Source organism: Paraburkholderia sp. FW306-2-2C-D06C, from assembly GCF_058781505.1.
The window spans coordinates 1-20,359 of the sequence record NZ_JBYSWU010000082.1; the positions used below are offsets into that span (position 1 = coordinate 1).

Consider the following 20,359-nt stretch of genomic DNA (forward strand, 5'->3'; position numbering starts at 1 on the left):
CGCCCAGCCCGCTTATGAGCGGCTAGAAGCAGCGGAGCGGGGCGGACTCGCATCGATGTCGTTTACGCCGGGTTTCCCTGCGGCGGACTTTGACGAATGCGGGCCTGTAGTGTGGGGCTACGGCGCCGACGCCGAGGCGGTCGAACGTGTGGTCAACGGCTTTTATGACTCGCTGATGCACTCGGAAGCTGACTGGGCCGTGCGTTTTCTCGCGCCCGAGGAGGCGGTCGCCGAAGCGATGCGGCTGTCGGAGGGCGCGAACAGGCCGGTAGTGATCGCCGATACGCAGGACAATCCTGGCGCTGGCGGCGAATCGAACACCACCGGCATGTTGCGTGCACTGCTGGCGCAACGCGCACAGCGCGCCGCCTTTGGCGTGGTGCACGATCCGGAGGCGGCGAGCGCCGCGCATCGCGCAGGTGTCGGCGCTCGCATCGACATCGAACTCGGTGGCGAATCGGGCGCGCCCGGCGGCGCGCGTTTTTTCGGCACCTTCGAAGTGGAACGTTTATCCGAAGGGCACTGTGTGTTCGACGGACCGATGCTCAACGGCATGGTGGTCACGCTGGGCCCGACCGCCTTGCTCAGGATTGACGACGTGCGCGTGGTGGTGAGCAGCGAGCGGCCGCCGCAGATGATGGATCGCAATCTGTACCGGGTAGCCGGCATTGATCCGGAGAAGATGCGCATCCTGGTCAACAAAAGCTCGGTGCACTTCCATGCCGACTTCGATCCGATTGCGAGCGCGACGCTCGTCGCCAAAGCCCCCGGCGCGATGCTGGCCGATCCGGGTGACCTGCCATGGCGGCATCTCGCGCCCGGTATGCGGGTTCGCCCGCTGGGTGAGACGTTCGATGCCTCTGCTGTGCCGCTGTCGCGCACTGCCCGGCAGTAGGCTTTTGCTGCGGGACATGCCGCTTCAGTAACGGACGGGCCGCCGCGCCCGTCCGTCAATCGCGTGATCCCGACTTCTCCCGCTTATGATCCCAGTGTCGCGGATTGCGCGCTGCGCCGGCTCACTGCACGCGGCTCTGTCCTGATCCGGCTGGCCGCGATGACGCCCGCAGCCACGCAGATCGCGATGAAGTACCACCCGTTCGTGTAGTCTTTCCTGCCGAGTGCGTCGACCGTCACCAGCGCGGCGAAGATCTTGGCCGAAAATGCCGCAACGAAATACCCGGCGCCGTTCACGAATCCCATCGCCTTGCCGTACACCTCCGGCGAAAAAATCTCGGCGGGCAAAGCGAGGAACGGCCCCCACGCCATGTTGCCGAAGAAGCCCATGCCGCACAGCGCGACGGCGAGCAGCATCTGGTTGGCGTGCTGGAGCGAGCCGAGCAGGACCACGAACGGCGCAAGCCCGATGAAGCAGACGAGGATCATGATCTTGCGGTTGCCGCGGAACACCTTATCGGACATATACGACGAAATGAAGCTGCCGAGCGCGCCCGCGACGAAGTAAAGCCCGCTCCACCATCCCATTGTCTGCAGCTTGAATCCGAAGGTATCCGAAAGATAGAGCGGAATCCACGTGAGGGCGCCGTATAACGTGATCTGCATGACGATGTCGACGAACACCACTGCGACATAGGTGCGATTCCTGAACAGATCGAAAAAGCTGATCGCACTGCCTTTGAGGATGGTCTGCTGTGCGGTGTCGTACTGGCCCTTCGTCAGCGTGCCGGCGGCGATTTCATCACGGTACGCGTATTCCAGATCGTCTTCGGTGACGTGCCGGTACTGCTCCGGGCGATCGAACACCATCAGCAGGATCATCGCCAACGGAATTACACCGAGCGCGCCGGTGACGAAGAACACCACGCGCCAGCTATGCGCGTGCGCGGCGAACTGTGTCGCCAGCACGCTTGCCCAGGCCGGCGTGAGAATCCACGCCCAAGCCAGCACCGTCTGCGCACGTGCCCGTCCTTCTTTGTTGAACCAGCGCATCAGTATGCGTGCCGACGGGACATATTCGGTGCCGACCAGTACGCCGAACAACGCCATCCGCCAGAGATATTCCTCGCGCGTCTGGATGAGGCCCATATACATGGTCATCACGGACCAGGCCACAACCGAGAAGATCAACACCCGTTTAGCGCCGAAGCGATCGGTCAACAGACCTGAAATGTATTGCGACGGCCCATAGAACAGCAGCATTAGGAAGGCGCCGGTGCCGATGTCGGCGGTGCTCAGTCCTATGTCGTGTGCGATGGCTGGATTGAGCACGCTGCTTTTGACCCGATCCAGGTACTGGATGCTGTACGCGGCGAACAGCACGATCGCGATAACCCAGCGATAGGGGATTCCCTTCCTCATTCCTTGTCTCCTCCAACTGTATGAATAAAAATGATATCTTGCTTGTATATTAGTTGAATGTTGACAGGATACCGTTTGAATATGTACAGTGTCAACCACACTGCAAGGCCATCTGGAGGGCTCGTGGATCACAACAAGGAGGCAGGGGCGGTCGACGCCCGGCCGGTGGAGACAATCGAAGCAGACGTGTTCGTCGCAGGCGGCGGCGCGGCCGGACTGGCTGCCGCGGTCACGGCGGCGCGTCAGGGATGCCGCGTCGTGCTTGCCGAGCGCTACGGCTTTTGCGGCGGCGGCGCCGTCGCGGGTCTGTCCGGCACCGTGTGCGGCCTGTACGAAGCGACTGAAGGAAACGGTCGGCCGGTGCAGGTGGTGCATGGTTTCGTCGACGAATTCATCCGCATGATGCGGGCAAAAAACGGTCTCGGCGCGCCAGTCAAGTACGGCAAAACCTGGACTCTCGTGCATGACCCGCTGGTGTGGCGCGAAGTTGGCGATGCACTGTTGCGTGAAGCGGGCGTCACGGTGATTTACCACGCGACCGTCACTGACGTTCTGCTTGAGGGGACAGCGGTTAGAGGCGCGCAGCTCTATACGAAGCAGGGCAAGGTGCGCGTGTTCGCCCCAGTCACTATCGATGCAAGCGGTGACGCCGATCTCGTCGCCATGGCGGGCTGGCGGACCACCATCGGCGACGACGGCCACGTGCAGAATCCGACGATGATCTTCCGGCTCGGCGGCGTCGACGTTGCGCGCTTTCTGGCGGCCTACGGGCAAGACACGATCATGCCGACCGATGTCAGCGCGAAGATTACCGAGGCCAACGGCAACGGATACCGCTTGCCGCGCGGCAAGATCTGGATGTTCCCGACTACGCGCCCGGGCGAGTTGCTGTGCAACTGCACGCGTGTGACCGGGGCGGACGGCAGGGAACTCAATCCGGTTCTGCATCGCGACTTCACCGATGCCGAATTCGAAGGGCGGGCGCAGGTCCGCGAATACGCGCGCTTCTTTCGCGATTTCCTGACCGGCTGCGATGCAAGCTGGGTCAACGACACCGGCGTCCAGGTGGGCGTACGTCAAACGCGCCAGGTGGCCGGCGCGACGACGCTGCGCAATGCCGACATTCTGGCGGGCGCCAAATTTGCCGATGGCATTGCGCGCTCCCCATGGCCGATCGAGCTGCATTCGGGTAGCCGCCCGCGGGTCGAATGGCTGCTGAACGATTACTACGAAGTGCCGTTCGGCTGTTTCGTGCCGGAGAACGGCGACAACCTGCTGGTCGCGGGACGCTGCCTGTCGGCCGAACACGAAGCGGTGGCTTCAGCGCGCGTGACGGCGCAATGCTTCTCATACGGACACGCAATCGGCCATGCCGCGGCACTCGCGGTCAACGAACATCTCGACGTGCGGCGCATCGCGGGCGAAGACGTCCGCCTGTTGCTCAACCGCGACGGCGCACAACTCAACTGAAGGACACAAGATGGAAGATCGCAAGCTTCGCAGCAATTTCACTCCGGGCACCACGCGTTGGGCGGTGCGGCGCGCGCAATGGCTCGCTATGGGTTTGTCGGAAGAAGACTTCGATAAACCGAAGATCGCCGTCGTCAACTCGTCGAGCAAACTGTCAGTGTGTTATCAGCATCTGGATGGCGTTTCGCAGGTCGTGCAGGATGCGATTCGTGCGGCAGGCGGCGTGCCGCTGGAAATCCGCACGGTGGCGCCGTCCGACTTCGTGACGAGTGCGGGCAAGCAGGGCCGCTATCTGATGCCGACGCGCGATCTGCTCGTCAACGATGTCGAGGTTCAGGTCGAAGGCGCTGAACTCGATGCGATGGTTCTGCTCGCGTCATGCGACAAAACCACGCCGGCGCAATTGATGGCCGCGGGCCGGCTGAACGTACCCAGTCTGATCCTGACCTGCGGTTTCCAGCTCGGCTCGCAATGCGGCGACCATCATGTCGATATCGAAGAGGTCTACAAATCAGTCGGTGCGTTCAAGGCAAAGAAGATCACGCTCGAAAACCTCACCGAGATGACCTGTCACGCGATCAAGGGGCCAGGCGTGTGCGCCGGACTCGCGACCGCGAATTCGATGCACTGCATGGCCGAAGCGCTCGGCATGGCGTTGCCAGGCAACGCGCCGATCCGCGCGGGCAGCGACGAACTGAATGCCTATGCCGCGCGTGCCGGCGAGGCGATCATGAATCTTGTCGCGCAGGATCTACGGCCGCGCCAGATCATGACCGCGGCTGCGTTCCGCAACGCCGTGCGTACGGCGGTGGCGATCGGTGCGTCGGTCAATGTCATGCGGCATCTGCTGGCAACGGCCATCGAATCCGAATGCGACGTCGACATCATCAAGGAGTTCGAGGAAGCTGCATCGCTCGTCGGACAGATCACCAAAGTGCGTCCCAACGGTCCGGACCGGATTGAAGATTTCGCGGCGGCAGGCGGATGCGCCGGCGCGATGCAGCAGTTGCAGAGCGTGCTCGATACCAGCGTGCTGACGGTCAGCGGCCGCACGCTTGCAGCCAATCTGGCGGAGCGTCCCGCACCCGACGAGACCGTCATCGCCCCGCTGTCGCGGCCGTTCCGTGCGGAACCCGGGCTCATTATCGTGCGCGGCAATCTCGCGCCGGATGGCGCGGTCGTCAAGCTTTCCGCCGTGCCCGCGAGTGTGCGCCGCTTCATCGGCCCGGCGGCCGTGTTCGAGGACGAGAACGACGCAATCGGTGCGATCGAAAGGAGTAAAATCGCAGCCGGTTCAGTGGTCGTGCTGCGCATGCTGGGACCGAAAGGCGGCCCCGGCACCGTGTTCGCGGCGAGCTTCATGGCAGCGCTCGTCGGTGCCGGTCTGGGCGAAACGGTTGCGGTGGTGACCGACGGCGAACTGTCTGGGCTGAACAGCGGAATCACGATCGGGCAGGTCATGCCGGAAGCAGCCGAAGGCGGTCCGCTTGCAGTGGTGCGGGACGGCGATACGATCGCGATCGATCTGAATCACAAGACGATTTCACTGGAACTGTCGCCGGAGGAATTGCAGGCACGGCTCGAGGCGTTGCCGCCGTTGGCGCCGACGTCGGAAAAGGGCTGGCTGGCGATGTATCGGCAACTGGTGCAGCCGCTCTCGAAAGGAGCGGTTCTCGGCGAGCGCGGGTAAAGCCTGGCGCGAGCCGGGTCAACGAAAGGAAAGAGAGATTTGACAATGAACGGTCCTGTTCCGTTACCTTCGCCCGATGATGTGGATGAGCAGAGCCTCGCCGACCAGGCCTACGTCCGCATCGAGGAAGGCATTGCCACGATGCAGTTAAAGCCCGGGCAGATCGTGTCGGAGAACGGCTTGTCAAAACTCCTGGGCCTCGGTCGCACGCCGGTGCGCGAGGCCCTGCAGCAGCTTGCGCGCGAAGGGCTCGTCGTCATCATGCCGAAGCTCGGCATCATCGTTGCGGAAATCGATGTTCGCAAGCAGTTGCGGCTGCTGGAAGTGCGGCGTGAAGTCGAACGTCTTCTGGCCGGCGCTGCGGCAAAAAACGCCGACGCGGTCCAGCGCGCCCAATTTGCGGCGCTGGCCGAGCAGATGGAAGCCGCCGGACGCGACAACAACGGCGATCAGTTTCTGTCGCTCGACCGGACTTTCAATCGCCTGCTGCTGGAGGCCGCGAACAATGAATATGCGACGTCAGCCATGAAGTTGATGCAAGGGTTATCGCGTCGCTTCTGGTACGCGCATTACGAGAAGTTCGCCAATCTTCCGGAGGCGGCGCGCCTGCATGCGAGCATCGCGTCGGCGATTTCGACAGGCGATCGTGACGCCGCACGCGACGCGCTCGACCGGCTGATCGATAACGTCGAAACCTTCACCCGCGCGACCCTGGAATCCTGACACGGCCCGCGGCGGCTGATCGTGCAGGCAGGTTGCCGTCACGATTTGCCGCGTGCCGTGACGACGCTGCGCAGTCTAATCCGACGTTTATGCTGCGTATCTCAACGACAAATACACGCACATTTCGACGGGCGATACATTCGGAGTCGGTATTCGATCAAAGTTCTGAGCCAGACGCGTGATCGAATGAGCTACGGCCCGCGCAGGACCTCGTAGGGGCGAGGCCTCTCGCAGGCTTTCAACGGGCGGGTGTCCGAACGACTTCAACTGGCGTTTGGACTACCCTTTCATCCGGTTACCGCATCGCTACGCAGCCGTACCGCTTCGGACCAACCTGTCCGGCGTTCCGCCCATCCCGCTAGCGCTAGCAATCCCTCGTCTTCGTGGGCTGCACCGACGAGTTGCGCTCCGAGCGGCAGACCGGCCGGTCCAAAACTCACCGGTACGGTAACGGCCGGCATGCCCAGAAACGTCCAGGCGGCACAAAACGAAGCGTCGCCCGTATGTTCAAGACCGCGGGGCGCCTCGCCGCTCGCCGGTGCCACGAGCAATGCGTCGAGCGATTCCGTTTGTTTGAGCCATGTCTGAAAGCGGTGCGCCATGGAAGTCTGCAATACCTTGGCCTTCGCGTATTCCTGAGCGGGTATCTTGCGGCCGGTCGCCACGAGTGCTTGCATCTCAGGGCTCACGAGGTCCGGCGCGCGATCGACGAGATCGCCGTGAACAATCGCTGATTCCACGGCCATCAGTGTCAGGGCATGATCTGCCGCATTGAAGAGTTCGTCGGCAAGGCGAACCTCCACGATCTGTGCGCCGTCAAGGGACAGACGGGCGGCCAGCGAATCGAGCGCCGCTTGCTGCGCGGGATCAATCGCTCCGCCGACCTGTTTTGACAGTACGCCGATGCGGCGACCACGGGACATTCTCACCGACGGGCAAACGTATGCGTCATGCGGATCCGCATCGTCGGCGCCTCTCAGAACGTTGAAGACATGGGCTGCGTCTGCAACGCTGCGGGTGAACATGCCGAGGTGATCCAGTGAACCCGCGAGCTGTAATACGCCAGTCCGCGCAATCGCGCCGTAAGTCGCTTTAAACCCGACAGCGCCGCAGTATGCGGCGGGTCGAATCACCGACCCCTGCGTCTGTGTGCCCAGTGCAAGAGGAATGACGCCAGCGCCGACCGCGGCAGCCGATCCGCTCGAGGATCCTCCAGGCGTGTGTTCCGCATTCCAGGGATTCATGGTCGGGCCGGTGCGGCGCCATGCAAACTCGGTCGTTACCGTCTTACCGATAATGGATGCGCCTGCTGCGCGCAGACGGGCGACGACCCACGCATCCCTTTCCGGCCGGCGGCCCTTGTACGCCGGGGAGTTGAACTCCGTCGGCATGTCGGCGGTGTCGATAATGTCCTTCACGGCGACCGCCACGCCAGCCAGTGGTGCAATCGGCCCAGCGAGGTTGACGGGCGTCATGGCCGGCAAATAGCAGAATGCACGTAAGCGGGCTTGCGATTCGACGGCGGTGTTGAACGCGTCCGTGATGCATTGCTCGACGGTGCGCTCTCCTGAGCGAATGGTTTCGCGAATCTGGAGGACTGAATTCATATCACCCACGCTTCGATATTATTTCGCTGCGAGTGCAGGCTGGATAAAAGTGCGCACCACAAACGCGTCGTACTTCGGTTGCGTCTTGAGATTGCCCAACGCAATCTGCGTATCCATGGCAGCCGCGAGCGCCTTCGGCGTGATGTCGACGCTCTTCGGGTACACGTGTTCGGCCAGCATGCGCTTGACCGCCGCGTCGACAACAGATGCGTCGAGCGTAGGGAACTCCCGTCGCGCAATGCCGAGGGTACCGGCGGGATTCGTTTGCATGTAGACGAGCGCCTTCTGAAGACCCTTCACGAGTCGCGCTGCCTGATCTGGGTCGACATTCCGCTTGGCCGAAATGGTGGAAAAGGCATATTCGCCGTAAAGCTGCGGGAACCCGAGGACGACCTTCATCCCCTTCGCGACGGCCTGATCGAGGCCCGGTTCGTACATCACCGCGATCTTGGACTGCCCGGCGACCAGAGGGCCGATTTCAGAGCCGACGGGCACCTGGATAAGCTTGATGTCGTTCTGGGAAATGCCATTTTCCTTCAATAGCTTGAAGAACAGCGAGGTGCTGGTGGTGGGCATCTGTCCGGTCACGACGACCTGATTCTTCACGTCCGTGATGTTCGTGAACTTTACGTCCGGCGCCGTGGCGATCCATACGGCAGAGCCGTTCACCACATTCGCGATGATGTCGACGTCAGCGCCTTTTTCGGCCGCCACCGCGGTCCATTCCGGGCCATGCAGGGAAAACTGGGCACTGCCCGACAGCACCGCTGACAGCGCGGCGCTCGGACTGCCCGTCGTCAGCTTCGATACTTCGAGACCTTCTTCCTTGAAGAAACCGCCGTCGATGGCGACATAGAGGGGCAGGTAGAGCATCGACTGAAAGGCTTGTGACACCGTCACCTTCGCGTCGCTTGCAAGGGCCGGCGCCGACGTTGACATGGTTGCCAGGCCGAAAGTGAAAGCGGTGCTCAGCGCGGCGAGCATTCTGGTTGCGTTCATCGATTTGTTCCGGTGAGTGAATAGGGAAGGAGCGGCTAGACCTTGAGCGTCGAAGTATTCGATGCCTGCCGCCACGGCAGGAGTTTTCGCTCGACGAGGTCGATCAGGAAGTACAGAACGAAGCCGATTGCCATCAGGACGAACAGGCCGGCCCACACGGTGTTCAGGTCGTAGAGGCTGGAGGCAGTGAATATCATGTGACCCAGGCCCTTTTCCGATGAGATGAATTCGCCGACTACGGCGCCCACCAGCCCGAATCCGACATTGATGCGAAACGTCGAAATGACATAGGGCAGGGTGAATGGCACGACGACCTTGGCGAACACATCGTTTTTGTTTGCGCCGAGCGTCACGAGCAGGGCCTGCAGGTCCGGATCGGCGTCTTTCGCCGCCTCATACGCGGCGATCAGCGCGACGATCGCCGTGAGCGAGATAGCCAGCGCGACCTTCGATACGAGTCCTGTGCCGAACCACAGAATCACAATCGGCGCGAAGGCGATTTTGGGGACGCTGTTAATCGCCACGATAAACGGCTCGGTCAGGCGAGCGACGAAAGGGGAATACCAAAGCGCGAGACCGCAGACCGACCCGACCGCGGTGCCGAACACGAATCCTAGGATCGCCTCGAACAGCGTGTACCCGGTATCGACGAAAAGTTGACCGGATGTGCAGGCCCGCGCAAGCGCATCCAGGATCTTCGCAGGCGATCCGACCAGAAAGCTCGACACCCAGCCAAGCCGCGACGCCGCTTCCCAAATCGCGAAGAAAACAATCACGGACGCAAGTTGCAGCAGCGTGCGTCCCCAGCCGCTATCGAGCATCAGTTTGTACGACCGGATCTTCGAAACATCTCGCGTGGAATGATACGAAATGGATGGCATCACGACTTGACCTCCGTCTGGATATCGAGTTCGCCGCACAGCGCGTGGAAGTAACCCGAGAAATTGGGATCGCTGCGTGCCCCGATGGGCGAACGGGCCGCGATATCGATGTCATAGACCGTTTTCACCTGGGAAGGGCGGCCGCCCAATACAACAACACGCTTGGACAACGCAACCGCTTCGTCGATATCGTGCGTCACGAGGACGACGGTCTTGTTGAACGTATCGACTGCCTCCATCAGCACCCCCTCGAGATACAGCCGCGTCTGGTAGTCCAGCGCGGAGAAGGGTTCGTCGAGCAGGATGATGTCGGGGTCGTTGATAAGGGTTCGGATAAGGGCTACCCGCTGCCGCATGCCGCCCGATAGCATTCGCGGGTACGCGTTCTCGAAGCCGGCAAGGCCATATGTGTTGAGATATTCCATCGCCATGTCGTGCGCTTGCGCAGGCGGCATGTTCGAAAGCTCCGGGCCGATCAGCACGTTCTGCAGCACGGTGCGCCATGGCAGCAACAGGTCGCGCTGCATCATGTACCCAACCTTTCCCCGAAGCCCATCGACCCGCTGACCGCGGTAGGTAATTTCACCAGAATCAGGTTGCAGCAAGCCGGCGATGACATTGAATACGGTCGTCTTCCCGCAGCCTGAGGGTCCAATAATGCTGATGAAGTCACGCTCATTGATGTCGAAAGAAAGACCGCCGAGCACTTCAACAGAACCAAGCTTGTTGGAGAACGATTTTCGAATGTTGCGTAGAGAGAGTTGTACCGACATGCAAGATCCTGTAAGTGCAGGCCCGCCCGGATTTGAAACAGTTCCGTACAGGGTGTACATAATTTGTATAACTAATCAAATGTAAAAAAACTACAACACAATGCCTTTGGCTAAGTTTCCGGGCAGGGTTGTCGGATCCTGCGCCGTGCGACAGAGTTGTCAACTACTGAAAAACAGGTGATATGTCAGAAACAGGTCGTCACTATCGTCACGAAAAAATAGTCTGTCAACATAAATTCCGGGGGAAGTTTTCTTGTGCGCTGATCCAAAGCCTGACGTGGGTGCTAGCTTGGGATGGTGAGAATCCGACATTGACGACGCGAGGTGGCACGCCATACAGGCAACGCGAGGGGATTACGTTGCACGAGTGGCCAGAAGCGCCTTATCAATCTATTTGATCGGGCGATGGATTCCACCTGAATGTACAGGCTTGCGCAGGCCGTGATGGCGGCAACTTGTCGCGGATGACGCTTGCCGCTTGCCGCGCTGGCGTACTGTTGGCCGGTGCGGCTGCGCATCGCTCACGCAGGGCGATCCGCTTCGTTCAGCCGGAGCTGTTGCACGAACCACCGTGCGGCCGGTCCCGCCGGCGCATCCTTTCGATAGACTGCATACATCGCGATAGGTGGTGTGCGTGGCTGAAAATTTTCGATCCGCAGCTTCACGAGCGCACCGGATTCCAGATCGGCTTGCACCATTGCCTCCGGCATGTGCCCCCACCCGAAGCCTGCACGCAGGAAAGCGTGCTTGGCCCCGAGATCCGCCAGCCGCCAGACGAGCGGCGAGAACACGCCGAATGATTTGCCATCGGTCAGCGACGTGCGGTCAGTCAGCACCAGTTGAACGTGTTCGCTGAGTTCCCGTAGCCGGATCACGCGGCGGTGCGATGCAAGCGCGTGGGTGGGCGCGGTCACGGTGACCATCGGCACATCGAGCAGCTTCTCCGCGTCGAGCGCGTCGGGTATTGCGGGCATGGAACCGCTGATGCCAAGCCGGCAGACTTTATCCAGCACCGGCTGCAACACGGCGCCGAGCGCTTCCACGTAAAGCCGCAACGGTGTGTGAGGAAACACTTCACGAAACGCGCCGACCGCAGCAGTTAGCGACGCCATCGGGTACATCACATCCACCACAACCGAAAGTTCCGGCTCGAGCCCTTCGGCGATCGTGCGCGCCTTAGCCTTGAAGCCGTCCATGCTGTCGACCACCAGACGCGCTTGCGCGAGCAGCGCTGTGCCTTGCTCGGTCAGTTGCGGATAGCGGCCGGTGCGGTCGAACAATTGCACATCGATCTGGCCTTCGAGATTGGCGAGCGTCTGGCTCACCACCGACTGCGCGCGACGCAGCTTGCGCCCGGCGGCGGAAAAGCTGCCTTCGTCGGCGGCGGCGATGAAAGTGCGCAACTGATCCATGGATACGCCATCAAGCATCTATCTACTCCGGCGATGGATTAAATCGAAAAATACAGGCTACCACGATATAACGGGTGCGTCTAATCTTCGTCCATCGCATCGCTCAACGGAGATTCACATGACTCAGCAATCAACCCGCGAACGTCCGGAAACGGCCACCGGCATGCCCTTCGATGGGCAGCGCGGCCTCATTGCGCGCACCAGCGGCCGCCGGCACGGCCCGGTCACGCGGGTGGTCAGTCCGTCCGATATTGGTCAACTGATCAAGCCGTTCGTCTTCATCGATTACTTCGATTTCACGCCGGACGGCGCAGCATTGTTCCCGATGCATCCGCACTCGGGCATCGCCACGATCACTGTGCTGCTTTCCGGTGAGCTTCGCTATGAAGACACCACGGGCGCATCGGGTGTGCTGGCCGCCGGTGGCATCGAGTGGATGAGAGCAGGTAACGGCATCTGGCACGACGCGAGCCCCGCAGGCCGCGACCGTTTTCGCGGATATCAGATCTGGGTTGCGCTGCCGCGTGCGCTCGAAAATGGCGCGCCGCAAAGCGAATATTTGCCGCCGGAGGCCGTGTCGAAGCAGGGTCTCGCGCGGCTCGTGATTGGCGAATGGAATGGCGCGCGCAGTTCAGTTCCTGCGCCACCGGGGATGAACCTTCTGCATGTCCGTCTGCGTTCGGGAGAGCGCTGGCGTTATCAACCACCTGCGACACACGCCGTCGTCTGGACGCATGTCAACGAAGGCACGCTTGCGGTGGCCGGCGCTGAGCTGACTAACGAGCTGGCTGTGTTCGACGCCAGCGGTCACGCGCTCGACTTCGTTGCACGAGGTGACACCGACTTTGTCGTTGGTTCGGCGGTTCCGCATCCGCATGACCTCGCACTTGGCTACTACTCGGTGCACACGTCGGACGAAGCCCTTCAGAAAGGCGAGGCCGAGATCGCCCGCATTGGCGCGCAATTGCGCTCGGCAGGCCGCATCCGGTAGCGGGATGGGGATGTCCGTCTCTCAGCAGGATCCGTTTTTTGCTGTCGTATCACGCGCTTTGCCGTTGCTCTATTTGATTCATCAATCTTCCATCACTTACTGGAGTTTTCTCATGATCTCGACCTCGAATCGTCTCGATTCCTTTCTGCCGTTCACCGGGCGCGTGCTGCTCGCGCTGATCTTTCTGGTTAGCGGATTCGGCAAGCTCGCGGCGCCTGGCGCAACGATCGGCTATATCGCATCGGTCGGCTTGCCGGCGCCGATTCTCGGGTACCTCGCTTCGCTCGCGCTTGAACTCGCCGGCGGCACGCTGCTCGTGATCGGATACCGGACGCGGCTGACGGCGGCCGCGCTCGCAGCGTTCTCGATCGTTTCCGCGCTGATCTTTCATCACGCGCTCGGCGACCAGAACCAGATGTTCCATTTTCTCAAGAATGTGGCAATGGCCGGTGGGCTGATTCAGGTCGTCGCGTATGGCGCAGGCGCATTTAGCATTGACGGCCGCAGCCGCAAGTCTGTCGCTCGCATGGCCGTGTCGCAGTAGTTTCAACGCCTTTGTTCCTTCATCTCTTCAACGACTGGGAAATGCCATGTCCACCGCGTCCGAACTGTTGAAACAGCACTTTGCTTCACTGGTTGACGATCACGTCCGCTGGCGCTCGCTGATCGCCGACGATATCGTGTGGGAGTTGCCGTATGCGCCGGGTCTCGGGCATCCGGCGAGCCTCATCGGACGCGCTGAGGTCATTAACCACGTGTCGTGGTTCATCGGCGCGGTATCGAATTTCCGTTTTTTCGATCTCTCGATCATGCCCGGCGCGAACGCGGATGATGCGGTCGCCCAGGTGAAGGCGAGCGCCACGATCAAGCCGACCGGTCGTGTCTATGAGCAGGAATACGTGGTGTTCCTGCAGGCTCGCGATGGAAAGATCGCGCATCTGCGCGAGTACTTCGACCCGATCAAGGCGGCAATCGCACTCGATGCGCCGATCGCCGAAATCCACGTCGGATTGTGATTCCAGCCTGAACAGTTCCCGCGCCATGTGGTGTCAGGCACAGCATGCCTGAGCGTGGCGTGATTCACACCTCATGGAGATTTTGATGAAAGCAATCCGTGTTGCCGCTTACGGTAGTCCTGAAACGCTTCAGCTAGCCGACGTGGCTGACCCGCATCCCGGCGACGATGAGGTTCTCGTCGATGTATCAGGTACGTCAGTCAATCCGGTTGACTGGAAAATCGTCAACGGCATGATGAAGGCATTTATTCCGCTGCCGTTGCCGTTCACGCCAGGTGTGGACGCATCCGGAACCGTTGTCGCGCGAGGCAAGCATGTCACGAACCTTGCTGTGGGCGACGAAGTATTCGGCTTCATTGGCATCGTCGGCGGATATGCCTCCCGTGTGGTCGCAACAGCGGACCGTTTCGCGCTCAGACCGCGGAATCTGAGCGCGCTCGAAGCGGGTGGCGTGCCTGCCGTTGCGCTGACTGCGTGGCAGGCGTTTCATGAGCACGCCAATCTCAAGGCAGGGCAACGGGTACTGATTCATGGCGCAGCGGGTGGCGTCGGCAGCGTTGCTGTGCAACTCGCGCGGATCGCGGGCGCAGAAGTGATCGGTACGTCTTCGGCACGCAATGTGGATTACGTCGAGAGTCTCGGCGCGACCAGGGTGCTGGATTATCGCAACGAAGAATTTGGACGGGCCGTATCGGATGTCGATGTCGTGCTCGATCTGATCGGTGGTGAGACCCAGGTGCGCTCGTGGGCCGTGCTTAAACGGGGAGGGGTGCTTGTCTCGACGGTCAGTGCTCCTGACGCGAAGCGCGCGCGGGAAGTCGGTGCGACGGGCAAGAACTTTGCCGCTCGCGCGGATGGTGCCCAACTGGCGGAAATTGCCGCGCTGTATGAATCAGGAGCGCTACGTCTGGAAACCGATTCAGTGTATCCGCTTTCACATGCCGGTGAGGCGATGATGAAAAGCATGACCGGGCACGTGCGCGGCAAGGTGCTGATCGATACGACGCGCTAAGGTCGGCGCGAATTGTGCGCCGCGCGAGCATGGAGGCTGCGATGCGCCGCGGCAATCTGCGACGCGCAAAAGGGTCTGTTTAGTGGCGTTTCCTGTCTTGCGCGTGGTAAACGGGGGTTTGAAAAAACGCAGTTCGACGACGAGGGGTGTCGTAACGGGGCAGGGATGTCCACGCGCGCTCCGCGACGTAGAAGGCTTTCGACGTGACAACGGCGATGCCGGGAGGATTGTCAGTTGTCGCGCTGAAAAAAGCGCGGCTGAGGCTGACCCGGAATCAGGGTTGTTCTGAAATGAAAATTTCCGGCTTCGGCTCGGGAGCCGGTAGTCGCTCGCCGCCAGTCCGGCGCAAGTTAGCGCGCCTAATCCGCTTCCTGGATTGCGGACATTCAGAAACGGCGACGAGATGCTAGGTCCGAATGACCGTACACCTAAAAGCTGCCGATGAGCTCGCATCTAGTCGAGCGTCCGGAGTAGGTTGCGGATTCAACCGGTCGATGCAACGGATTGATGAAATCGCTCAGCCGGTGTATCGACCGGTTGAATCCGCAGTGGTTGCTGGCCAATCGTCGTGCTTCAAACGCGGGCTTGCTGAATTGACCGATTGCCGCCTCGCAGTTGCTGATGAATGTGCGGACAGTGAGCGAGCGCTTATCGCGATCAAAGAGTCGCCCAAGGGCCGAAAAGAATGTGATTTGCAGCGCATGCGCGATTAGGTTCCATGACAACGCGTTCCGCTGCAGCGCCTGAAACAATGCTGGGTCGTCCGTGGCCAGGTTGTTGATGTTTTTCCAGGCGTAGAAGCTGGAGGCCGCTACGTTAACTTCGCCGAGGTATTCCTTGAGCAGTTCTTCAATCGCGCTCATGGGTCAGGCCAAACCGCGCAGGTTGGCGCCGGTCACCCGAAGGCCCTGCCGATCGAAATTCTTGGAATCGGCGAGCGCAGCGCGCACGGCGTCGAGGATGCTGCCGCGAAACTTATTGAAGGTCTTCAGATAGACGGCGTCGTCTTCGGTGCCAGTGTGCCGGCCGAGATCTCTGATTGCCTCGCGGGTGAGGAATACCGTCACGTCCTTGCCTTGCCATTCGATCGTGAACGGCAATCCGTCCCACTTGGTTATCGTCGTCGTTCGGCGGACCAGGTTCGGGCGGTTCGCGATCATTGGCACTCCCGTGCCGCCGTCCACGGTGCCGGGCAAGAATTCGATGTCAGCGTTCTCCAGGGCGCGGCGGACCGCGGCGGCTGTGCCGCTGTCGGCAGCGCGCTTCTGGCTTTCGAGATCGCGGAGCGACGTCAGCGCCACGTCGGCCGCCTTAGCGAGTTCATCCTGCGACCAGTCGAGCAGCGCCCGGCCGGCGCGGAACTGCGCTGGGATGACCATCATCTTCTGCATGTTTCCGCGGGATGCGTTGGGACATGCCGCTAGCGTATAGTCTAAATACGCCTATCGCGAGACAGTCCCGAAACGCCAACCAGACCATCTTCGCGAACCCGCCGAACGGTTGCGGTATTCATGGTAGGGCACGTGGCCGGGCGACACGGGTTGTGGGGATGCCTTCCGGATTGAGCACCCCAACGGATGGGACGCGAGCACCTTAGCCCGTCGCGGCGTGTGTCAGCGTAGTTGTCGTCTGACGCTCATCCTGCCGTGACATGGACGCCACTGGACTTTTTGTACGCCGCTATGGCTGAGGTGTGCCGGGCGCGTTATGCCTTGCGGCTGAACCTGGTCGAACGGCAGCTTTGCGGCGTCGTGTTGGGGGTCCGTCATTGTCCGAAACGGGAAGTCCCTTGCTGCATCAAGTGGCTGTGGCATGTTATCTACCTCCGGTCCGCGAAGTCGCAACTTTACTTTTTCTGCCACACAAGATTGAAGTTTAGTTCGCAAACTCGCAAAGTAAAGCGTGGGGCATCGACCGAGATCGGCCTCGGAATATCAAGGTTCGCGCGCCTTGAGGGTGTTTCAAAATTACTTCGTTTGACGTTTCCGCCCACCTAGCTTCCGTGTTTGAGAAGGTCCACGATTGCGTCCGCAACGACAACTTGCGGACGCAATCCATGACTCAGGATGACCGGATCTTTTTGCCCTTGCGGGTGACACGCGTTGGTGCCGGCGGCAAGCGCAGCTTCGACCCGGTGGACAAGCGGCGGCTGATCGAGGCCTGCCTGCAACCGGGCGCATCGCTGTCTGGCCTGGCTCTGAAGGCTGGAGTGAATGCCAACCAGTTACGCAAATGGGTTCGGCTGCACGAACGGTCAAATACCCCCGTGAGAGACGGCACGGCTATCGGGGCGTCGGCCTTCGTACCGGTGGTCGCAATCGATGGCCCAGCGCCCCCCGGCGGTCGGTCAAATTCCTCCTGGTCCCCCTGACGACCCGTCGGCTGAGCAACTAAAGCTGCCGGGAGAGGTGTTGCAGGACGTCTATCTTCGTCTCCTTCGAACAAGAAGGAGTTCAGGGAGTGAACGTCTTGAAGCCGCACCTGCAAAGCACCGTACTCACGTTACTTGAGCGTAACAAGAGCCAGCGCCAGATCCAGCGGTTCACGGGCATCGACCGTAAGACGATCCATCGCTATCAGGCGATCTTCGAGGCAGAGAAGTCTCCCCTTGCATTGGCCGTCAAGAGGATGATCGTCCTTTTTCAGGTGACATCAAGCACGTCCGGATCTTCGTGTAGCACGCGGTCCATTAGCGGGTGGAAGCTGAGCCACATGCCATAGTCGGAACCAACCTGGTTTGATGTATGTAACGCGATCGCCTCAGGCAACAATTTAGCGCCACCAGCCGCTTCGGCCCACAGTTGGGTCTGCGCAGCATGTTCCATGGAAATGAAGCGGCAAGTGGCAGATTCGATTGTCTGGCCCACGGTCAAGAAGCCATGATTTTGGAGGATTAAGGCACGGTGATCGCCGAGCGCACTGGCGATCCGGTCACCCTCGTCGTCGTCAAGCACAACACCCCCAAATGTGGAATAAAGACTATGTTTCTGATAGAAGGCAGCTGAATCCTGTGTGATTGGATCCAGCAGTCGGCCCATTGTTGACCACGTACGTCCAAACGGCGCGTGCGCGTGTGCGGCGGCCATGACATCTGGCCGTGCGCGATGCAGCGCCGCATGTATGGCGAACGCCGCCTCGTTCAGGTACCCTTTCCCCCTAAGACGCTCTCCCGACGCGCTGATAAGCAGCAAATCGGAGACGCGAATATGCCTAAAAGACACGCCAAGCGGATTGACCCAGAAATGCTCTGGATCGGCAGGATCTCGCACAGTCACGTGTCCAGCGAGACCGACGTCGAACCCGAATAAGCCAAAGATTCGCAATGCGATAGCGAGGCGTTGCCGTCGATAGACTCGTTCGTCGTCAACGGATGCAAACGGCGGCGGGAGTTCACCGTTGGGAAGCGGAGGGAACCGATAGCGTTGCGCCGCTGCATAAATGGACGGCTCCCACTGCGCAGGGATTTCTTCAGTAACGTAAGACGAAACGGCAGTAGGTTGACGTGTCACGTTGAGGTACTCCAGTTGTCGGGAGAAACGAAAACAGGGCCGAGGGGGCGCAGTCGCACGCCGTCGCGTAGCTTCTTAAACGGGTACCGGGCTGGATCGGTCATGTTGCCGCCAGGGCTCGCGACGACCAGGATCTCTTCGCTGATTGACTGAAAATCCGCTCGGAAATGTACGGCGCTCTTTAAGACGAGGATTTTCTGCGAGGATGGCTCGACTCCGAGGTGTCTGAATGGCGCTTGGTCGTGCGCCTGCATGCGGCGGCTCGTTACTGCGACGCTAACGCCGTCAATTCTTAACAAAGCCATTGAGCCAAGGTCAACCTCGCGATCACCACAAAATGGCCCCGTCGTGCGAAAGCGCCCACTGCCGAGACGAACGACTTGAAACGACGCGCGGTATGGATGCACTCCTTCGTCACCGGCGCGTCCTCCGAGTGCGATATCAATTTGCGATCCTTCACCTGCACGATGCGCTGCCGCAGCAGCTAGCGGATCGCAAAGATAGCCAATGATCGCATCGCTTGCTCGCAGACGGACCAACGCTTCCAGAACGCCCGTGGTATCACCGGAGCCGCCTGCTCCCGGATTGTCTTGAGTGTCAGCCAGGATGATCGGTTTGACGGCGTCCGATGCGCGGGCTATGGCATGGCTGACAGCTTCGTCGACACTCCATATCGGTACAGGGAACTGCGGTTCGCATCGACGGACAAAGTCGGCGAGTGCTCGCACGCGTTGATCGGCCTCTGCTTGCGTAGCGGCATATCCAACGATGACCGGGCCGCATTCTGCCAGATCCGACGCGGGGAATCCGGCGGCATACGACAAGCTAAAGACGTCGCCCTGCGCACATACCGAATGTCCAACGATCGATGCGGACGGTTCGATCAACGTGCATTGATCATTGATCGGCAAAAGAAACGGCATGTGCTGTATGGCGCGACCATTCGGGCGACCACGCTCTAGCAGCATTGCGAGACTTTTAGCCGCACGCTGTCCCGTCGCAAAACGATCTACATGCGGGTAAGTCTGGTAGATCAGTATGCTATCGGCGCATGCCGCCATTTGGCGCGTGATGTTCGCGTGATAATCGAGGCTGATGACAATCGGCACGCTTTCGCCAACCGCCGCGCGAGCGCGCCGCAGCAGTTCGCCCTCTGCATCTTCGAAGGTTTCCGTGACGGCGGCACCATGTAGGTCGAGATACAAGGCGTCAATAGGGAGCGCCTCGGAGAGCCTGCCGATCAATTCGCAGGCAATACGCTCGAACGCTTCATCTCGTATCAGCGCGCCAGCATTCCCGTCAGCATGCAGCAGCGGAACGACGTGGTAATCGTCGCCCAGTCCGTTCAAGAAACCGGATATGGCGAAACTGCGCCCCTGGAACTCAGTCGGAATTTCAGCTCCGCGAGTAATGGGCGGATGTGCGGCCCGTTCGGCAAAATACGCATAGTCGGTGCTGCCAGAAACGAAGCAGTTTGTTTCGTGCAGAAATCCACCTACGGCTATTTTTTTCAATTGCTAGCCCCTGGAATTGTCAATCTGCTCGTAGTCGCAGGTGCGCCCCGACGGTCCAATAGCAACAGCGGGCAGCGGTGCTGCCCACAAAGCAGCACCAGGGGAATTGAGAGACGGGGGCGCTGCTTTGTAGGCAGCGCTTCTCGCCAAGGTTGCTGTCGCGAGGTATTTATTGGCTGATCACGATTCGGTACCCAAGCAACGCCGGAGCGCGCTAATGAAGATTCACGATCCACTTTCTGCCGTTTATAGGAAGATAGACCTGCGGATCCTTCCGCTGATGATTGCCTGCTACGCACTCGCTGTTCTAGACCGGACTAACATCAGCTTCGCGAAACTTCAGATGGCGTAGCACACCAGCAAATTTTCGGCTCTTTTGAAAACGGAGTGGGTAACGGGGCTCATCGGGCATGCTCATTAAAGCGTGAGAAGTCGAGTTTTCCAGC

The 20,359-nt window shown here is 60.5% G+C and carries 18 protein-coding genes and 2 pseudogenes; 10 read left to right on the plus strand and 10 right to left on the minus strand.

Annotation, left to right across the window (positions count from 1 at the left end; genetic code table 11):
* Positions 1-895: MlrC C-terminal domain-containing protein (locus AC3WLT_RS35235; protein WP_492596208.1), on the plus strand; the 895-nt coding region annotated here is incomplete at its 5' end.
* An 83-nt stretch (positions 896-978) separates the two neighbouring features.
* On the opposite strand, the gene AC3WLT_RS35240 is transcribed toward AC3WLT_RS35235, so the two are convergent.
* A complete protein-coding gene (locus AC3WLT_RS35240) occupies positions 979-2,316 on the minus strand; it encodes an MFS transporter (RefSeq protein WP_492596209.1) in 1,338 nt (445 codons plus the stop codon).
* Between the two features lie 123 nt (positions 2,317-2,439).
* Here AC3WLT_RS35240 and AC3WLT_RS35245 point away from each other — a divergent pair, with 123 nt between their 5' ends.
* From AC3WLT_RS35245 to AC3WLT_RS35260, 4 genes and pseudogenes are all read left to right on the plus strand, one after another.
* Entirely contained in the window at positions 2,440-3,786 is a 1,347-nt protein-coding gene (locus AC3WLT_RS35245; RefSeq protein WP_492596210.1) for an FAD-dependent oxidoreductase, read from the plus strand.
* Positions 3,787-3,796: 10 nt separating this feature from the next.
* Positions 3,797-5,476, plus strand: coding sequence for a dihydroxy-acid dehydratase (gene ilvD, locus AC3WLT_RS35250; RefSeq protein ID WP_492596211.1), 1,680 nt, complete (start codon positions 3,797-3,799; stop codon positions 5,474-5,476).
* Positions 5,477-5,521: 45 nt separating this feature from the next.
* Positions 5,522-6,199: a GntR family transcriptional regulator gene (locus AC3WLT_RS35255; RefSeq protein ID WP_492596212.1), complete on the plus strand. Its 678-nt coding sequence runs from the start codon at positions 5,522-5,524 to the stop codon at positions 6,197-6,199.
* Between the two features lie 79 nt (positions 6,200-6,278).
* A pseudogene (locus tag AC3WLT_RS35260) lies at positions 6,279-6,368 on the plus strand (porin); the annotation flags it as partial.
* A gap of 118 nt (positions 6,369-6,486) precedes the next feature.
* Here the strand turns inward: AC3WLT_RS35260 and AC3WLT_RS35265 are convergent.
* The 5 genes from AC3WLT_RS35265 to AC3WLT_RS35285 all read right to left on the minus strand — a co-directional run bounded on the left by AC3WLT_RS35265 (position 6,487) and on the right by AC3WLT_RS35285 (position 11,889).
* Positions 6,487-7,806, minus strand: coding sequence for an amidase (locus AC3WLT_RS35265; RefSeq protein WP_492596213.1), 1,320 nt, complete (start codon positions 7,804-7,806; stop codon positions 6,487-6,489).
* Between the two features lie 18 nt (positions 7,807-7,824).
* The gene (locus AC3WLT_RS35270; protein ID WP_492596214.1) at positions 7,825-8,805 is read right to left on the minus strand and encodes an ABC transporter substrate-binding protein; all 981 of its coding nucleotides are present in this window, start codon (positions 8,803-8,805) and stop codon (positions 7,825-7,827) included.
* 35 nt (positions 8,806-8,840) lie between these two features.
* Entirely contained in the window at positions 8,841-9,686 is an 846-nt protein-coding gene (locus AC3WLT_RS35275; RefSeq protein WP_492596225.1) for an ABC transporter permease, read from the minus strand.
* Positions 9,686-10,459, minus strand: coding sequence for an ABC transporter ATP-binding protein (locus AC3WLT_RS35280; RefSeq protein ID WP_492596215.1), 774 nt, complete (start codon positions 10,457-10,459; stop codon positions 9,686-9,688). The genes AC3WLT_RS35275 and AC3WLT_RS35280 overlap by 1 nt, the downstream gene beginning before the upstream one ends.
* A gap of 521 nt (positions 10,460-10,980) precedes the next feature.
* Positions 10,981-11,889: a LysR family transcriptional regulator gene (locus AC3WLT_RS35285; RefSeq protein WP_492596216.1), complete on the minus strand. Its 909-nt coding sequence runs from the start codon at positions 11,887-11,889 to the stop codon at positions 10,981-10,983.
* Between the two features lie 100 nt (positions 11,890-11,989).
* Between AC3WLT_RS35285 and AC3WLT_RS35290 the strand changes: the two genes are divergently transcribed.
* From AC3WLT_RS35290 to AC3WLT_RS35305, 4 genes are all read left to right on the plus strand, one after another.
* Entirely contained in the window at positions 11,990-12,862 is an 873-nt protein-coding gene (locus AC3WLT_RS35290; RefSeq protein WP_492596217.1) for a pirin family protein, read from the plus strand.
* A gap of 10 nt (positions 12,863-12,872) precedes the next feature.
* The gene (locus tag AC3WLT_RS35295; protein ID WP_492596218.1) at positions 12,873-13,406 is read left to right on the plus strand and encodes a DoxX family protein; all 534 of its coding nucleotides are present in this window, start codon (positions 12,873-12,875) and stop codon (positions 13,404-13,406) included.
* Positions 13,407-13,452: 46 nt separating this feature from the next.
* A complete protein-coding gene (locus tag AC3WLT_RS35300) occupies positions 13,453-13,878 on the plus strand; it encodes a nuclear transport factor 2 family protein (RefSeq protein WP_492596219.1) in 426 nt (141 codons plus the stop codon).
* A gap of 85 nt (positions 13,879-13,963) precedes the next feature.
* On the plus strand, positions 13,964-14,890 hold the full coding sequence (locus AC3WLT_RS35305) for an NADP-dependent oxidoreductase (protein WP_492596220.1): 927 nt from the start codon (positions 13,964-13,966) through the stop codon (positions 14,888-14,890).
* Positions 14,891-15,318: 428 nt separating this feature from the next.
* Here AC3WLT_RS35305 and AC3WLT_RS35310 read toward each other — a convergent pair whose 3' ends face one another.
* Both AC3WLT_RS35310 and AC3WLT_RS35315 read right to left on the minus strand, forming a co-directional pair.
* Entirely contained in the window at positions 15,319-15,753 is a 435-nt protein-coding gene (locus AC3WLT_RS35310) for an AbiU2 domain-containing protein (RefSeq protein ID WP_492596221.1), read from the minus strand.
* A 3-nt stretch (positions 15,754-15,756) separates the two neighbouring features.
* Entirely contained in the window at positions 15,757-16,281 is a 525-nt protein-coding gene (locus AC3WLT_RS35315; RefSeq protein WP_492596222.1) for a helix-turn-helix domain-containing protein, read from the minus strand.
* A gap of 665 nt (positions 16,282-16,946) precedes the next feature.
* On the opposite strand from AC3WLT_RS35315, the pseudogene AC3WLT_RS35320 reads away from it, so the two are divergent.
* A pseudogene (locus AC3WLT_RS35320) lies at positions 16,947-17,222 on the plus strand (transposase); the annotation flags it as partial.
* A gap of 310 nt (positions 17,223-17,532) precedes the next feature.
* On the opposite strand, the gene AC3WLT_RS35325 reads toward AC3WLT_RS35320, so the two are convergent.
* Both AC3WLT_RS35325 and AC3WLT_RS35330 read right to left on the minus strand, forming a co-directional pair.
* Positions 17,533-18,399, minus strand: coding sequence for a class II aldolase/adducin family protein (locus tag AC3WLT_RS35325; RefSeq protein ID WP_492596223.1), 867 nt, complete (start codon positions 18,397-18,399; stop codon positions 17,533-17,535).
* Positions 18,396-19,913, minus strand: a complete 1,518-nt coding sequence (locus tag AC3WLT_RS35330; protein ID WP_492596224.1) for a M81 family metallopeptidase — start codon at positions 19,911-19,913, stop codon at positions 18,396-18,398. Before AC3WLT_RS35330 ends, AC3WLT_RS35325 begins: the two co-directional genes overlap by 4 nt.
* Positions 19,914-20,359 lie beyond the last annotated feature (446 nt).

What these genes read in the sequence shown, in the direction of transcription:
- AC3WLT_RS35295 (WP_492596218.1), top strand. Translation starts at nt 12,873, where the DNA reads ATGTCCGTCTCTCAGCAGGATCCGTTTTTTGCTGTCGTATCACGCGCT.
- AC3WLT_RS35265 (WP_492596213.1), bottom strand. Translation starts at nt 7,806, where the DNA reads ATGAATTCAGTCCTCCAGATTCGCGAAACCATTCGCTCAGGAGAGCGC.
- AC3WLT_RS35240 (WP_492596209.1), bottom strand. Translation starts at nt 2,316, where the DNA reads ATGAGGAAGGGAATCCCCTATCGCTGGGTTATCGCGATCGTGCTGTTC.
- AC3WLT_RS35270 (WP_492596214.1), bottom strand. Translation starts at nt 8,805, where the DNA reads ATGAACGCAACCAGAATGCTCGCCGCGCTGAGCACCGCTTTCACTTTC.
- AC3WLT_RS35275 (WP_492596225.1), bottom strand. Translation starts at nt 9,686, where the DNA reads ATGCCATCCATTTCGTATCATTCCACGCGAGATGTTTCGAAGATCCGG.
- AC3WLT_RS35290 (WP_492596217.1), top strand. Translation starts at nt 11,990, where the DNA reads ATGACTCAGCAATCAACCCGCGAACGTCCGGAAACGGCCACCGGCATG.
- ilvD (WP_492596211.1), top strand. Translation starts at nt 3,797, where the DNA reads ATGGAAGATCGCAAGCTTCGCAGCAATTTCACTCCGGGCACCACGCGT.
- AC3WLT_RS35285 (WP_492596216.1), bottom strand. Translation starts at nt 11,889, where the DNA reads ATGCTTGATGGCGTATCCATGGATCAGTTGCGCACTTTCATCGCCGCC.
- AC3WLT_RS35305 (WP_492596220.1), top strand. Translation starts at nt 13,964, where the DNA reads ATGAAAGCAATCCGTGTTGCCGCTTACGGTAGTCCTGAAACGCTTCAG.
- AC3WLT_RS35310 (WP_492596221.1), bottom strand. Translation starts at nt 15,753, where the DNA reads ATGAGCGCGATTGAAGAACTGCTCAAGGAATACCTCGGCGAAGTTAAC.
- AC3WLT_RS35315 (WP_492596222.1), bottom strand. Translation starts at nt 16,281, where the DNA reads ATGCAGAAGATGATGGTCATCCCAGCGCAGTTCCGCGCCGGCCGGGCG.
- AC3WLT_RS35255 (WP_492596212.1), top strand. Translation starts at nt 5,522, where the DNA reads ATGAACGGTCCTGTTCCGTTACCTTCGCCCGATGATGTGGATGAGCAG.
- AC3WLT_RS35300 (WP_492596219.1), top strand. Translation starts at nt 13,453, where the DNA reads ATGTCCACCGCGTCCGAACTGTTGAAACAGCACTTTGCTTCACTGGTT.
- AC3WLT_RS35280 (WP_492596215.1), bottom strand. Translation starts at nt 10,459, where the DNA reads ATGTCGGTACAACTCTCTCTACGCAACATTCGAAAATCGTTCTCCAAC.